General features: G+C 40.0%; 13 protein-coding genes and 1 pseudogene. 10 read left to right on the top strand and 4 right to left on the bottom strand.

The features are described 5' to 3' along the window. Nucleotides 1-3: 3 nt before the first annotated feature. From JHD79_RS14900 to JHD79_RS14875, 6 genes are all read left to right on the top strand, one after another. Nucleotides 4-726: a pyridoxine 5'-phosphate synthase gene (locus tag JHD79_RS14900; protein WP_199120095.1), complete on the top strand. Its 723-nt coding sequence runs from the start codon at nucleotides 4-6 to the stop codon at nucleotides 724-726. 62 nt (nucleotides 727-788) lie between these two features. After that, entirely contained in the window at nucleotides 789-1,706 is a 918-nt protein-coding gene (locus JHD79_RS14895) for a DMT family transporter (RefSeq protein ID WP_199120094.1), read from the top strand. Beyond that, on the top strand, nucleotides 1,703-2,263 hold the full coding sequence (locus JHD79_RS14890; RefSeq protein WP_199120093.1) for a hypothetical protein: 561 nt from the start codon (nucleotides 1,703-1,705) through the stop codon (nucleotides 2,261-2,263). The genes JHD79_RS14895 and JHD79_RS14890 overlap by 4 nt, the downstream gene beginning before the upstream one ends. A gap of 204 nt (nucleotides 2,264-2,467) precedes the next feature. Then, nucleotides 2,468-5,347 carry an aminomethyl-transferring glycine dehydrogenase gene (gene gcvP / locus JHD79_RS14885; protein WP_199120092.1) on the top strand — a complete coding sequence of 960 codons (2,880 nt, stop codon included), beginning with the start codon at nucleotides 2,468-2,470 and terminating at the stop codon, nucleotides 5,345-5,347. A 392-nt stretch (nucleotides 5,348-5,739) separates the two neighbouring features. Next, nucleotides 5,740-6,690 (top strand): aldo/keto reductase, encoded by a 951-nt coding sequence (locus JHD79_RS14880; protein ID WP_199120091.1) that lies wholly within the window; start codon nucleotides 5,740-5,742, stop codon nucleotides 6,688-6,690. 110 nt (nucleotides 6,691-6,800) lie between these two features. Beyond that, nucleotides 6,801-7,193: a VOC family protein gene (locus JHD79_RS14875; protein WP_199120090.1), complete on the top strand. Its 393-nt coding sequence runs from the start codon at nucleotides 6,801-6,803 to the stop codon at nucleotides 7,191-7,193. Between the two features lie 3 nt (nucleotides 7,194-7,196). Here the strand turns inward: JHD79_RS14875 and JHD79_RS14870 are convergent, their stop codons facing one another. Further along, nucleotides 7,197-7,577 (bottom strand): Fur family transcriptional regulator, encoded by a 381-nt coding sequence (locus JHD79_RS14870; protein WP_199120089.1) that lies wholly within the window; start codon nucleotides 7,575-7,577, stop codon nucleotides 7,197-7,199. 89 nt (nucleotides 7,578-7,666) lie between these two features. On the opposite strand from JHD79_RS14870, the gene JHD79_RS14865 reads away from it, so the two are divergent. From JHD79_RS14865 to JHD79_RS14855, 3 genes are all read left to right on the top strand, one after another. Then, nucleotides 7,667-7,897, top strand: coding sequence for a hypothetical protein (locus JHD79_RS14865; RefSeq protein ID WP_199120088.1), 231 nt, complete (start codon nucleotides 7,667-7,669; stop codon nucleotides 7,895-7,897). Between the two features lie 3 nt (nucleotides 7,898-7,900). After that, on the top strand, nucleotides 7,901-9,100 hold the full coding sequence (locus tag JHD79_RS14860; protein WP_199120087.1) for a GTP-binding protein: 1,200 nt from the start codon (nucleotides 7,901-7,903) through the stop codon (nucleotides 9,098-9,100). 77 nt (nucleotides 9,101-9,177) lie between these two features. Further along, nucleotides 9,178-10,089 carry an NAD(P)/FAD-dependent oxidoreductase gene (locus JHD79_RS14855; protein WP_199120086.1) on the top strand — a complete coding sequence of 304 codons (912 nt, stop codon included), beginning with the start codon at nucleotides 9,178-9,180 and terminating at the stop codon, nucleotides 10,087-10,089. Nucleotides 10,090-10,232: 143 nt separating this feature from the next. Here JHD79_RS14855 and JHD79_RS14850 read toward each other — a convergent pair whose 3' ends face one another. The 3 genes from JHD79_RS14850 to JHD79_RS14840 are packed head-to-tail and all read right to left on the bottom strand — an operon-like array spanning nucleotide 10,233 to nucleotide 13,214. Next, nucleotides 10,233-11,195 carry a MoxR family ATPase gene (locus tag JHD79_RS14850; protein ID WP_199120085.1) on the bottom strand — a complete coding sequence of 321 codons (963 nt, stop codon included), beginning with the start codon at nucleotides 11,193-11,195 and terminating at the stop codon, nucleotides 10,233-10,235. A gap of 3 nt (nucleotides 11,196-11,198) precedes the next feature. Beyond that, nucleotides 11,199-12,563: a peptidylprolyl isomerase gene (locus JHD79_RS14845; RefSeq protein ID WP_199120084.1), complete on the bottom strand. Its 1,365-nt coding sequence runs from the start codon at nucleotides 12,561-12,563 to the stop codon at nucleotides 11,199-11,201. Nucleotides 12,564-12,623: 60 nt separating this feature from the next. Next, the gene (locus JHD79_RS14840) at nucleotides 12,624-13,214 is read right to left on the bottom strand and encodes a hypothetical protein (RefSeq protein ID WP_199120083.1); all 591 of its coding nucleotides are present in this window, start codon (nucleotides 13,212-13,214) and stop codon (nucleotides 12,624-12,626) included. Between the two features lie 95 nt (nucleotides 13,215-13,309). Here JHD79_RS14840 and JHD79_RS14835 point away from each other — a divergent pair. Then, nucleotides 13,310-13,903 (top strand): annotated as a pseudogene (locus JHD79_RS14835) (hypothetical protein); the annotation flags it as partial.

The raw sequence follows: 13,903 nt of genomic DNA, 5'->3' as shown, positions 1-13,903 counted from the left end.
CCCATGACAAAATTATCGGTTAACATTAACAAGATTGCAACTTTGCGTAATAGCAGAGGTGGAAATAATCCGAATTTGGTTAAAGTAGCCTTAGATTGTGAGCAATTTGGGGCACAGGGGATCACTGTACACCCACGTCCAGATGAAAGGCACATACGTTACCAGGACACTTTTGACCTCAAAGCCGTAATTGCTACCGAGTTTAATATTGAAGGCAATTGTAAGGAACAAAAATTTGTTGACCTCGTTTTGGCTAATCAACCTGCACAAGTTACTTTAGTCCCCGACGCCGAAGGACAGATTACGTCTAACCACGGTTGGGATACGATCAAGCATCAAGATTACCTGAAAGAAATGGTTGGCATTTTCAAAAACGCCGGTATTAGGGTTTCTATTTTCGTAGATCCCGTAATAGAAATGGTAGAAGGCGCTTTGGCTACAGGAACCGATCGAATAGAACTCTATACCGAAGATTATGCAAAACACTATCTCCAAAATAGGGAGAAAGCAATAGCTCCTTATTTAGCTGCGGCGATAAAAGCAAATGAATTAGGTTTAGGCATCAACGCAGGTCACGATTTGGATTTGGACAACCTTAAATATTTCGCTCAAACCATCCCTGGCTTATTGGAAGTCTCTATTGGCCATGCTTTAATTAGCGATGCGCTCTATTTAGGCCTGCAAGAAACCATAAAACGTTATTTAGCACAACTATCGCAGCCTTAAGTAATAAGTTTTACGTTTTTGGTAAAAATCATACATTTTTTTTGACTTTTAATTTTTGACTTTTGACTTTCAAGGGCATTTTATTGGTACTTTTTGGCGCTTGTAGCTTTGGTATCCTTTCCACTTTTGTTAAACTGGCCTACGCCGAAGGTTATAACTTGTCTGATGTAACCGGAACCCAAGCTTTTTTTGGTGTCGTCTTTTTATGGACGGCCTATTTTATCCAAACACACACAAAGCCTAAAAAACAGGAAAAGATCATCTTAAAAACCCATTGGTTAAAATTAGTGGGTGCAGGAACTTTTTCAGGAATGGTAAGTTTATGCTATTATCAATGTGTAAAACTAGTTCCTGCATCTGTGGCTATTATACTTTTAATGCAATTTGTATGGATCAGTGTATTGTTAGAGCTGCTCATCTACAAGAAAAAACCAAGTAGAAATCAGATCTTGGCTATTTTACTCATTCTTATTGGCACCATTGCAGCAAGTGGTTATTACGAAAGCATATCTACCAGTTTCAACCTCACTGGCATTATCTATGGGCTAATTTCAGCAGCTTTTTATGCTTCATTCCTTATGCTAAACGGTAAACTCGGAATCGAATATCCTGTATTGAAAAAAAGCGCTTTAATGATTACTGGTGCCTGTATCATTATATTTGTCTTACTTCCGCCCTACTTTTTAATCAATGGGGCACTAACGGGCAGTTTACTAAAATGGGGCATTATTTTAGCCGTATTCGGAACAGTTATTCCGCCACTATGTTTTGCCAGCGGTATACCAAAAGCCGGTTTAACCCTTAGCTCTATTTTAAGTTCTGTAGAATTACCTATAGCAGTGAGTATGTCGGCATTAGTTTTGCACGAGGAAGTTAGCACTATCCGTTGGTTGGGCATCGCGGTTATTTTAGGCGCAATGATTTTACCAAATTTGGAAAATTTAAAAAAGGCGAATAACTTTAAAAGAAAAACCTCATGAAAAAACTTTTATACATTGCCAGTATTGCCATGCTTTCTTTTGGGGCCTGTAAAAACGTAGCCACCATCAACACTGAGGAGGCCGGCAAGGTAATTACCAATTACCTTAAAGGAACACCCGAGTATAAGACGGCCAGATTTAACTTTGGAGAATTAAAGTTTAACAATGAGAAAGAATACGCCGAGCTCGAAAATTATAAAAAATTGGCAAGTGAGGGTTATGTGACCCTGACTCTTTTAACGGCCAAAAAGAAATTCCTTTCGAAAGACAGCAGTTTTGTTTATGCCGTAAAACTTACGCAAAAGGCCAGTGATTTTGTGCTGAAACAAGACCAAGATAAAGCCACAGTGAAAGCAGTTACCTATGAGCTTACCAATGAACAACCAGTAGATTTTTCAAGGGTGAATGACAATAATGCAAAGGTAACGGTCTCTCTAAAAAAAATAAACACCCCTTTCGCCCCTTTTCAAAATGACGCCAAGGAAAATAGCGACTTCATTACGAAAACTTACAGGCTAAAATTCGATAAAGAGACTGGATGGAAAGTGAATAAGTAAAGCGGTAAAAATAGGATAAAAACAAACCTTTTTCAGCCATCATAAAATATTAAAGTTCTATAGGAGCCTCACCCAATAAGCTACAAAAACCATAGATTTTCAATAGCTTTTTTCTACCGCGAAATGACGTTTTGTACGTATTTTGTTATGATAAATATCCCTACAAAATCCTTACCTTTGCGGCATTAAAACTGCTATCATTCAATGAGCTTAAACATCCACTACCAAGAAAACTTTAAAGACCGCCACATTGCACCTAATGCAACAGATACAGCGGCCATGTTACAAACCATTGGTGTTAATTCCATCGATGAGTTAATTGAGCAAACCGTACCTGCTGCCATTCGGTTAAAACAACCTTTAAACCTACCAAAGGCAAAATCTGAGGTCGATTATTTAACCGACCTCAGGCAAACGGCTTCATTAAATAAAGTTTTCAAATCTTTTATTGGACAGGGCTATTACGATAACATTACTCCAGGTGTCATTCTGCGTAATGTTTTCGAAAACCCAGGATGGTATACACAATATACACCTTATCAGGCCGAAATTGCACAGGGTCGTTTACAGGCCTTGCTAAACTTCCAAACCATGGTCATTGACTTAACCGGAATGGAAATTGCAAATGCTTCCCTGTTAGATGAAGGTACTGCTGCAGCAGAAGCCATGTTTATGCAATACAGCCTGCGAAAAAATGGGCAAGGCAATAAATACTTTGTTTCTGATGCTATTTTTGCGCAGACCATTGATATCCTTAAAACAAGGGCCAACCCATTCGGCATCGAATTGGTTATTGGCAATCATCAAGAGTTTAAATCCGACGAAACCTATTTCGGGGCTATTGTACAATACCCTGCTGGTAATGGTGAGGTGTATGACTATAGCAATTTTGCCGCTGGTCTTCATGAGCAAAACATCAAGCTGACCGTTATTGCCGATTTATTAAGTTTAACTTTATTAACCCCTCCAGGTGAGTGGGGAGCTGATGTAGTGGTAGGTACTACGCAGCGTTTCGGTATCCCAATGGGATTTGGCGGCCCACATGCTGCTTACTTTGCGACCAAGGACGAGTACAAACGTTCAATTCCTGGCCGTATCATTGGGGTAACCATTGATAGCAACAACAATTATGCCCTACGTATGGCCCTGCAAACCCGTGAGCAACACATCCGTAGAGACAAAGCTACTTCCAACATCTGTACTGCACAGGCATTACTAGCCATTATGGCGGGTTTCTATGCCGCCTATCATGGCCCTAAAGGTTTAAAACTGATTGCCGAACGTATTCATGGTCTAACGGTAAGCTTAACAGAATCGTTAAAACAAATTGGTTATAAAGTAAACAACAAGGCTTATTTTGATACCATACAGGTCGAACTGGGCGATTTAAAAGGAGCCATCCATAAAGATTGTCTGGACAATAACATCAACCTCAATTATCAAGGCCAAGTAGCTAATATCTCTTTAGACGAAACCACAAACTTTGAAGATGTAAGTTTGCTAGTCCGTATTTTCTCTAAAGTAAAGGCCATTGCCAACGATAGCGTAACCGTTGTAGAAAATGTAAACAGCGCCATTCCTGCTGCCCTACAACGTAGCAGCGAATATTTAACCCATCCGGTATTCAACTCGCACCACTCAGAGCATGAGATGCTGCGCTATATCAAATCTTTAGAAACTAAAGATCTTTCTCTATGCCACTCCATGATTGCCCTAGGTTCATGTACCATGAAACTTAATGCAACTACCGAGATGATACCAGTAACCTGGCCTGAATTTGGAAAAATACATCCATTTGCACCTGCAGACCAAGTATTAGGTTATTATACTGTATTTGATGAGCTAGATAAATGGTTAAGCGAAATTACAGGATTTGCAGCCATGAGCTTCCAACCAAATGCAGGTGCACAAGGCGAATATGCAGGCTTAATGGTTATTAGGGCTTACCACCAAGATCGTGGCGATTACCATCGTAATATTGCTCTAATTCCGGCATCGGCACATGGTACCAACCCCGCATCGGCTGCTATGGCGGGTATGAAAATCGTTGTGGTCAAATCTTTAGAAAATGGAAATATCGATGTCGACGACCTAAAGGCAAAAGCTGAAGAACATGCAGCTAACCTATCGTGCTTAATGGTTACCTACCCTTCAACCCACGGCGTTTTCGAAGAAAGCATTATTGATATCTGTAACATTATCCATCAAAATGGCGGACAGGTTTACATGGATGGCGCCAACATGAATGCACAAGTAGGCTTAACCAGCCCCGCCAATATCGGTGCAGATGTTTGTCACCTTAACCTTCATAAAACTTTCTGCATTCCACACGGAGGTGGTGGTCCAGGCATGGGCCCTATTGGCGTAGCCGCACACTTGGTTAAATACTTGCCCGGACATGCTGTAGTGAATATACAAAAAGAGAAATCTATTCACGCTGTATCTTCGGCACCATGGGGTTCAGCCAGCATTTTGCTTATCTCGCATGCCTATATTGCCATGATGGGTAGCGAAGGCCTAACGAGTGCTACAAAATATGCCATTTTAAATGCCAATTATATGAAGGTGCGTCTAGAGCAGCATTATCCTGTGCTATATGCAGGGGCTCAAGGCCGTTGTGCACATGAAATGATTCTAGATTGCCGCAGCTTCAAAAACTTTGGTATAGAAGTAGTAGATATTGCCAAACGCTTAATGGACTATGGTTTCCATGCGCCTACCGTATCGTTCCCCGTAGCAGGTACTTTAATGGTAGAGCCAACAGAAAGTGAACCTAAACATGAACTCGATCGTTTTTGTGATGCGCTGATTGCCATCAGAACAGAAATTGCCGGGGTAGAAAATGGCAGCTTAGATAAAACTGATAATCCGCTAAAAAATGCGCCACATACCGCTGCCGTGGTAACTGCCAACGATTGGACACACGGCTATAGCCGCCAAACTGCTGCTTTCCCATTGCCTTATGTAGCCCACTATAAATTTTGGCCTTCTGTAGGCAGGGTAAACGATAGTCACGGAGACCGTTCATTGATTTGTGCGTGTCCACCGCTAGAAAGCTACTTAGAAGAAGGAACTTTAGCTTAACTCATAAATTTGATGCCTGACTCATAAGATAAGGCCAATGCATCAAATTAAATAAAGGGCTTGGGCAATTGCTCAAGCCTTTTTTCTTAGAAAAGAGAATACCAACCAGACATCATACCCTAATTGTCATTCTTAAAAGATCGATCTGCCAAACAGGCGATATAATGGCCAATCAATTCAAATCATTTTAGCTCGGCAGGCCCCTCACCTATGGTGCCGAATAACTCTATAGTGCCTTCTTTTTGTATGTTTACCAATAGCTGGACCTATCTCTGAACATGGAATGATCAGGGATACCCAAACCAAATGGTGCCATTTATATGTCAGGATTATTCATCTTGGCAAACAAGTCACCAAAACAAATGTTGGACTAAAGTAATAGACAAATACGCATGAAAAAAATAAACATAGGAACTAGCGATTTACAAGTGGGCCCGCTAAATTTGGGGGGAAATGTTTTCGGTTGGACATTAGATGAAACACAATCATTTGATATACTGAATGCCTTTACTGCCGAAGGCTACAATTTCATAGATACTGCAGATACTTATTCCGTATGGAAACCAGGAAATATTGGCGGTGAATCTGAGACTATTATTGGCAACTGGATGAAGGTAAGCGGCAACAGAAGCGATATTATTTTAGCCACCAAGGTAGGCTGGGATTTTGGAGATGGCAAGCGAAAAGGCCTGAGCGCAAAATATATAGCACAAGCAGCAGAAGAATCATTAAAAAGACTACAAACTGACCATATTGACCTTTATTATGCTCATATTGATGATGAAACAGTACCTGTAGAAGAAACACTTACAGCATATGATAAGCTCATTAAAGAAGGCAAGGTACGCTATATAGCAGCATCCAATCTATCTCCTTCCAGATTAACAGAATCTTTGAATTTATCTGAAAAAATGGGCCTACCCAAATACCAGGCCCTACAACCACATTATAATTTGCTAGAACGTGAATTGTTCGAAACGGAATATGCTCCCATAGCCAGCGCACATCATTTGACTGTTTTCCCATATTGGTCGTTAGCAGCTGGTTTTTTAAGTGGCAAGTACCGTTCTGAGGAAGATCTTTCCAAAAGTATAAGAGGACAGGACGCTGCAAAATATCTGAACGAAAAGGGCCTGAATGTTTTAAAGACATTAGATATAGTAGCCCATAAGCACAATAGTGTACCAGCCACTGTAGCCTTAGCTTGGTTATTGGCCCAACCATTGGTAGGCGCACCTATAGTAAGTGCTACTAGCAAAGCCCAACTAGCTACCCTATTTGCCGCACCAAAATTAAAGCTAGACCATGAAGATTTGGCGCTACTAGATGCATCTAGTAAATAATGTTTCCTTTTGAATCTGTAGCAGCCCTAAAAAAGTGCGGTTACAGATTTACATACTTCATAAAACAATCATTAGGCCATATTTATTAACTTTAACGCAAAAACAAAGTCATGGTAAAATTTGCTTATACAATCCTTTATGTGTCCGATGTGGATCAGGCCTTAACCTTCTATGAAAAAGCATTTGGTTTCCAACGTAAGTTTATAAGTCCCCAACAGGATTATGCCGAGCTCATCAGCGGAGAGACTACGTTATCTCTCGCCTCAAAAAAATTGGCCGCTACAAACCTGCCAACTGGTTTCATAGAAAGTCGATTGAATGAAAAGCCTTTTGCCATAGAACTTGGTTTTACAACCGATGAGGTAGACAATACTATAGCACAAGCATTAAAAGCAGGTGCTGTACTGGTTGAAAAACCAAAGCAGAAACCTTGGGGGCAAACCGTAGCTTACCTTAGAGACCTTGATGGTTTCTTAATAGAAATTTGCACGCCAATGGGATAAAACTTAAGAACATTGCGGACATAGCCCAGACAGTGTAAAGTTCATTTCCATTACCTTATATTGCTTCGGCAAGTTGAAGAAAGGCTCTACATCTTCTAAACACGTTACCGACTTACATTTTTGGCAACTGAAATGGATATGATTATGATGATGATGCTCTCCAGCACACTCATGGCATTCCGCATACTTGATCACTCCATCTACATTAACGATCTTGTGTACCAAACCCTCTTCTACCAACCTGTCCAATACCCGATAAATAGTTACCCTATCGCAAATATTATTCAAAGCCTGTTGTATCTCTGCATGTGATAGCGCTACTTTTGAGCTATTGATCAAATTCCGAATTTCAGTTTTGGCAATTGTATTTCTTGTGATTTTCATCTTTTTTACAAAAAAATTAACGCAATAGTGTTGCATTTTAAAAAACACAACTATATTTGCAATATTGTTGCATTAATAAAAGAAAACTGATGGCAAATATACAAAATATAGATCGAACGGTAACCACAATGCTAGCCCCCGCTTTAGCTACATCATTTAACAAATTCACCAAGAATAAGACACTGGCCCTATTATCCATTATCTTATGCAGCACATTAAGTACAGGTTGCGGTCATGAACACCATAAAGATCATAAACATGCACTCAGTAAAAGGCCATTGTATACACCATCAGTTAAAACCATTATCTGTAAACCATAACCTATGCAAAAGCTTCCCGTTACTGTACTCAGTGGATTTTTGGGCAGTGGTAAGACTACCCTGCTCAATCATATCTTACACAATAGGCAAGGATTAAAAGTGGCTGTCATTGTTAATGACATGAGCGAAGTGAATATTGATGCCAGGTATATAGAAAATCAACATACCTTATCCCGTACAGAAGAAAAGCTCATAGAAATGAGCAATGGTTGCATTTGCTGTACACTAAGAGAAGACCTTATGTTGGAAGTAGAGAAACTAGCCAAAACAAGAAGTTTTGACTATCTGTTAATTGAGAGCACCGGCATTAGCGAACCTATGCCCATAGCACAAACCTTCTCTTATATAGACGATAAAAATGGAATAGATCTTTCACAGTTCAGCTACATCGACACCATGGTTACCGTAGTAGATTGTTTCAACTTCTCTCAAGATTTTAGTACCCAAGAGCGATTAAAGGACAGGAAATTAACCAATATGGTTGGCGATGATAGAACCATTGTTAACCTATTGACCGACCAGATAGAATTTGCCAATGTCATCATACTGAATAAAACAGATCTGGTCCATACCTCTACCATAGGTCTATTAAGGGCAGCGATCCAAAAACTCAATCCAACTGCCCATATCATCGAAACAACCTATGGACAAGTAGATCTCTATACCATTCTTCATACCAAATTATTTGATTTTGAGAAAGCACAAAATGCGGCAGGCTGGCAGAAGGAGCTAGAAGCAGAATTGCATACCCCAGAAACAGCGGCATACGGTATCTCTTCTTTTGTATTTCGGAACCAAAAGCCATTTCATCCCCAACGCTTTTGGACCTATCTTCACGAAGAATATCCAAATGGCATTATTAGGGCTAAAGGTCTGTTCTGGATTGCTTCTAGGCCTGACCAAGCTTTGAATTTTTCTCAGGCGGGCGGCTCATCTAAACTGGAAAACGCCGGTACTTGGTGGTGTAGCATACCCTATGTTGAACGTCAACAACATCCCTCTTTTATCCATAACCAAGCGTATATTGAAAGCAAATGGAGCCAACAATGGGGAGACAGGAGGAATGAACTGGTTTTTATTGGCCAAGACCTTGATCAGACACAAATCATTTCAGACTTAGAAAATTGCTTGTTACAAGATGATGAATTGCATTTTTTCGAACAACCTTTTCAATTTAAAGATCCCTTTCCAATTAACATCTAATGCTTTACAATAGGACAAGATGAAAGTCTATTTTAACACTATTATTTGTTCTTTTTACACCTTATAATGATTATACCATGAAAGCTCATCAACATTTTGACACCATTATTATTGGTGGCAGTTACGCTGGATTATCTGCAGCTATGGCACTAGGCCGCTCCCTAAGGCGCGTATTGATTATAGATAGTGGTAAACCCTGCAATAGACAAACACCACATTCACACAATTTTATTACCCAAGATGGTAATACACCAGCTGCAATTAGTAAACTTGCCAGAAGCCAGGTTTTAAATTATCGTACAGTAAAATGGCATAAAGGCTTGGCTGTTGAGGGAAGGAAAACCAGGGAGGATTTTGAGATTACTACTGATAGTGGATCTACTTTTTGGGGTAAAAAGATAATTTTTGCCACTGGTCTTAAAGATTTGATGCCAGAAATACCCGGCTTTGCCGAATGTTGGGGCATCTCTGTTATTCATTGCCCTTACTGTCATGGCTATGAAGTTAGAAATGAAAAAACTGGCTTACTTGGCAATGGCGATTTTATTTTTGAATTCGCAAAAATAATCCACCACTGGACCACAGACCTTTGCATTTACACCAACGGAACAGCAAGTTTCGATAAGGAACAAAAGGCCTTTATGAACAAACATGGTATACAGATTAACGAGAAGCCAATCAAGGAATTTGCACACTACAATGGGCAAATTGACCATATTTTATTTGAGGATGGACATAAGGAAATAATCAAGGCAATATATGCCAAGCCGAAGTTTTCACAACATTGCAGTATCGCTGCTACCTTGGGATGTGAAATTACCGAGCAAGGTTTGATCAAGGTAAACGAATTCCAAAAAACAAGTATTGCAGGTATTTGGGCCTGTGGTGATAACTGTAGTCCCATGCGTTCGGTTGCTAATGCGGTATATAGTGGTTCTTTAACCGGTACTATGCTTAACAAAGAAATGATAGAAGAAGACTTTAAATAATGAAGCACAAGTTCATCTAACGCTCATAAAAAGCCATACGGCTTATCTACCAAATTTAGTATATTATCAGCAATAGACAAGTATTCAAGATGTAGCTATAAATGACAATTAGGGCACCTTTCTGACCGCGGGAAGATTAAAGGCTAGAACAAGTCCCTAATAATTTTTTCTACTGTCAGTCCTTCTGCCTCGGCCCGATAGTTACGAACAATACGATGGCGTAGAATAGCTTCAGCTATAGCTTGTACATCTTCGATATCAGGCGCATATTTACCAGAAATGGCCGCATGGCATTTGGCCCCCAAAACCAAAAACTGAGAGGCCCTTGGTCCTGCTCCCCATGAAATATAGTTGTTGATGCTGGCAGGGGAGAATTCGCTGTTCGGACGCGTTTTAGCAACCAATTTCACCGCATACTCTAACACATTATCCGTCACAGGTATATTTCTGATCAGTTTTTGAAAATATTGGATTTCGTTGGCACTGATAATCTTCTCTAACTTGGTTTCCTTATTGCTGGTGGTATTCTTAACAATGGTCAGTTCATCGGCAAATGTTGGATAATCGAGCTGAATATTGAACATAAAACGGTCTAGCTGTGCTTCTGGCAATGGATATGTACCTTCCTGTTCAATGGGATTTTGGGTAGCCAGTACAAAAAATGGTTGCGGAAGTGTATGGGTAAAACCAGCTGCCGTTACCGCTTTCTCTTGCATAGCCTCCAACAGGGCGGCCTGCGTTTTAGGTGGCGTACGGTTAATCTCGTCGGCCAAGATGATATTCGAAAATATAGGCCCTTTAATAAATTTGAAGTGACGGTCTTCGCCCAAAATTTCAGCACCAATGATATCGCTCGGCATCAGATCTGGTGTAAACTGAATGCGATTAAAATCCAAATCGAGCACATTGGCTACGGTCTGTACCAGCAAAGTCTTTGCTAACCCAGGTACCCCCACCAATAAACAATGCCCATTGCTAAATATAGCAATGAGCACTGATTTTATAATATCGTCCTGTCCTATAACTATCTTACCTATTTCGGACTGTATATTCTTAAATGATTGATGCAGGGCATCAACGGCTTCTACCTCATTTTTAAATTGCATTGGCTATTTACTACTATCCTTTTTTATCCAAAGTTTTAACTCGTCGCAAGTTTCGAACTCATCATCAACCCTAATATAGGTAGTTTCTTTACGTTTTTCAAACCATTGGCTCATTACTTTGGATTCTTTTTCTCTTTGGGCCTGTTCCTTAAATTTCGGATAGTCTTGTTCCAAACTACCTTTATGTGGCGGTATTTTAGATTTCAGGAAAAAGATTTTATAACCTTCCTTGCCATCTTGCTGACTTTGAAACTTTACCGGCTTAGAGATGCTACCCACTTTCATGGTATCTATCACTATAAAAACTGCAGGATCAAGTTTTTCTACAGGAACAAAAGTGGTTCTTGAGGTTTGGTTGTCTGCATAAAGCATCATCCCTCCATTATACTGTGTTTCTTTATTATCAGAATACAATGAAGCCGCTGTAGCAAATGGTAATTTCTTGCTGATAATATCTTCATAAATACTATCTGCCTTTAATTTTACACGTTCCAAGCTTTGAGGAGTATTCTGAGGCCTAATTAGAATGTGCCTAACATGTGCCTGTTCACCTCTACGTTCAATTACCTGTACAATATGATAGCCATATTCCGTTTCGAATACAGGTGACATTTCTCCGGCTTTAAGCTTAAAGGCCCATGCTGTAAATTCTTTCACCATCGTACTCCTATCAATAAAGCCATAATCTCCACCTTCAGAGGCCGAGCCTGGGTCTTCCGAATAGGTTTTGGCCAAGAAACCAAAATCCTCTCCACTTTTGATCCGTAAGCGGATGGCATCTAGTTTATCATAATATTTTTGTTTTTCAGCCTTGGTCAGTTTTGGATGCATGACAATCTCTCCAACTTCCACCTCTGCACCAATATCTGGCAAACTATCTTTAGGGTAACCTTCAAAGTACTTTTTAACCTCCAATGGGGTTACTGTGGTATTTTCGGTAATCTTAGCCTGCATTTTTTGGGCAATCAAACCCTCCTTCACATCTGGACGCATCTCATCCTTATACTGCAACACCGATTTTTGCAGAAATTGCTCCAAACGCTCTTGTCCGCCCATACGCTGTACCTGGTAACGCATACGCTTATCCAACTCATCATCTACCTGGCTCTCTTCTACCACAATAGAGTCGATTTCAGCTTGTTGCTTTAATAATTTTTGCACCAACATTTGTTGCAAAAAGTAGCATTTTGCCCTTTCATCTACTGGATTTCCCTGATTGAGGTAAATGGCATATTGCTGATTGAGCTCTGATAACAGTATAATATTACTTCCTACTACGGCTACAACTTTATCGAGGTTTGCTTTTTGTGCATTCACATTCAAAAACAAGCACATCAAGGCACCTGCTATTGATAAAATTTTCTTCATTCTTATGATAAGTTCAATTGTATAATCTGCAAAGTTAAAATTATTATGCTAATGTGTTTTTTATTGCTTAGCTAATTTCCTTAATTCCGCATCGTTAATTTTTATGGTATATTTTGTTCTTAAATCCTTAATCCAATTATTTTCCAACTCTTGCTGATAATCGCTCATTACCTGACCACGTATTTCCTCAAAGTTCTTATGTTCATATTTAGAAGCATTTTTATCGTAAAATCCCTTCACCTCGTTCTCACTTTCCTGTACTTTATTCCAAATTTTCTGTTCCGAAATATTGAACATCAACACCCCTTCTCTATATTCATTCATAATATATAAATACTCCGATGCTTTTGAAGACAGCTTGTTCTGAGCCTTCAGGGCATCTTCATATCCGGCAATTTCATTTTGATAGGCACTATCTAGATGCATACCCAATGCCCTAGCCTCCGCTACCTTCAACTTAAAGTTGATGTACAAATTTAAATAAGCTGCTAAATCCTTATAGTTTGTTTTGGCTTCTTCTGCATGGTTTTTCTTGTAAACCCAAAGAAACTCTTTACTGTTAACCGGCAAACCATTAATAGTGGCTACGCTTTGGGCAAATAAATAATTGACAAGAATGGTTAAAATAAAAACTAAACAGACTTTTTTCACAAAAGATGCTTTATTTAATTAATGGATAAAAGTAATAATTTACGGTACTATAATAAGATATTTAACTAATTTTAACAGAAATTTTTTCAATAAAAATGAATAGCCCCCAACTTATAACTAACGCGGAAGCCCTACGATTATTTTTCAATGACGACGTTTATTTAGTAGACGAGGCGAAGGCCCAAGATATTGAAAAGAGAGAGGCCCTATCGGAACCGAAAAATGATTTGCAGGCAACCACAAATAAAACAGGAATAGATACACCTGCATATAAAGAACCTATCATCTTCTTACCTAAAACAGAAGAGCCTAGCGATCCAACTATACAACAGATAAGCTTCAAGCATTTGGGCAAAAACGAAAAAGGTATTCTTATTCTGGTAAACGATCTGCAAAATCCTGTAAGTAGCCCACAGGGTACAGAGCTTTTACGCAAGCTGGTTTTATCAATCAACTTAAAGAATGCCGATTTTGCATTGGTCAATTATGCCCAATATAAGGGCTGTCTCTTATACACATCTCCGAGCCCACGAGACCTGCGTTACCATCTCGTATGCCGTCGTCTGCTTGAAAAGGGGGGGGGGGGGGGGGGGGGGGGGGGGGGGGGGGGGGGGGGGGGGGGGGGGGGGGGGGGGGGGGGGGGGGGGGGGGGGGGGGGGGGGGGGGGGGGGGGGGGGGGGGGGGGGGGG

Origin of the sequence: Pedobacter sp. ASV28, assembly GCF_016428855.1 — a bacterium.
In the GTDB taxonomy this organism is placed as follows: Bacteria; Bacteroidota; Bacteroidia; order Sphingobacteriales; family Sphingobacteriaceae; genus Pedobacter.
The sequence above is the reverse complement of the archived record's forward strand: the minus strand, read 5'-3'. Positions and strand labels throughout refer to the sequence as shown.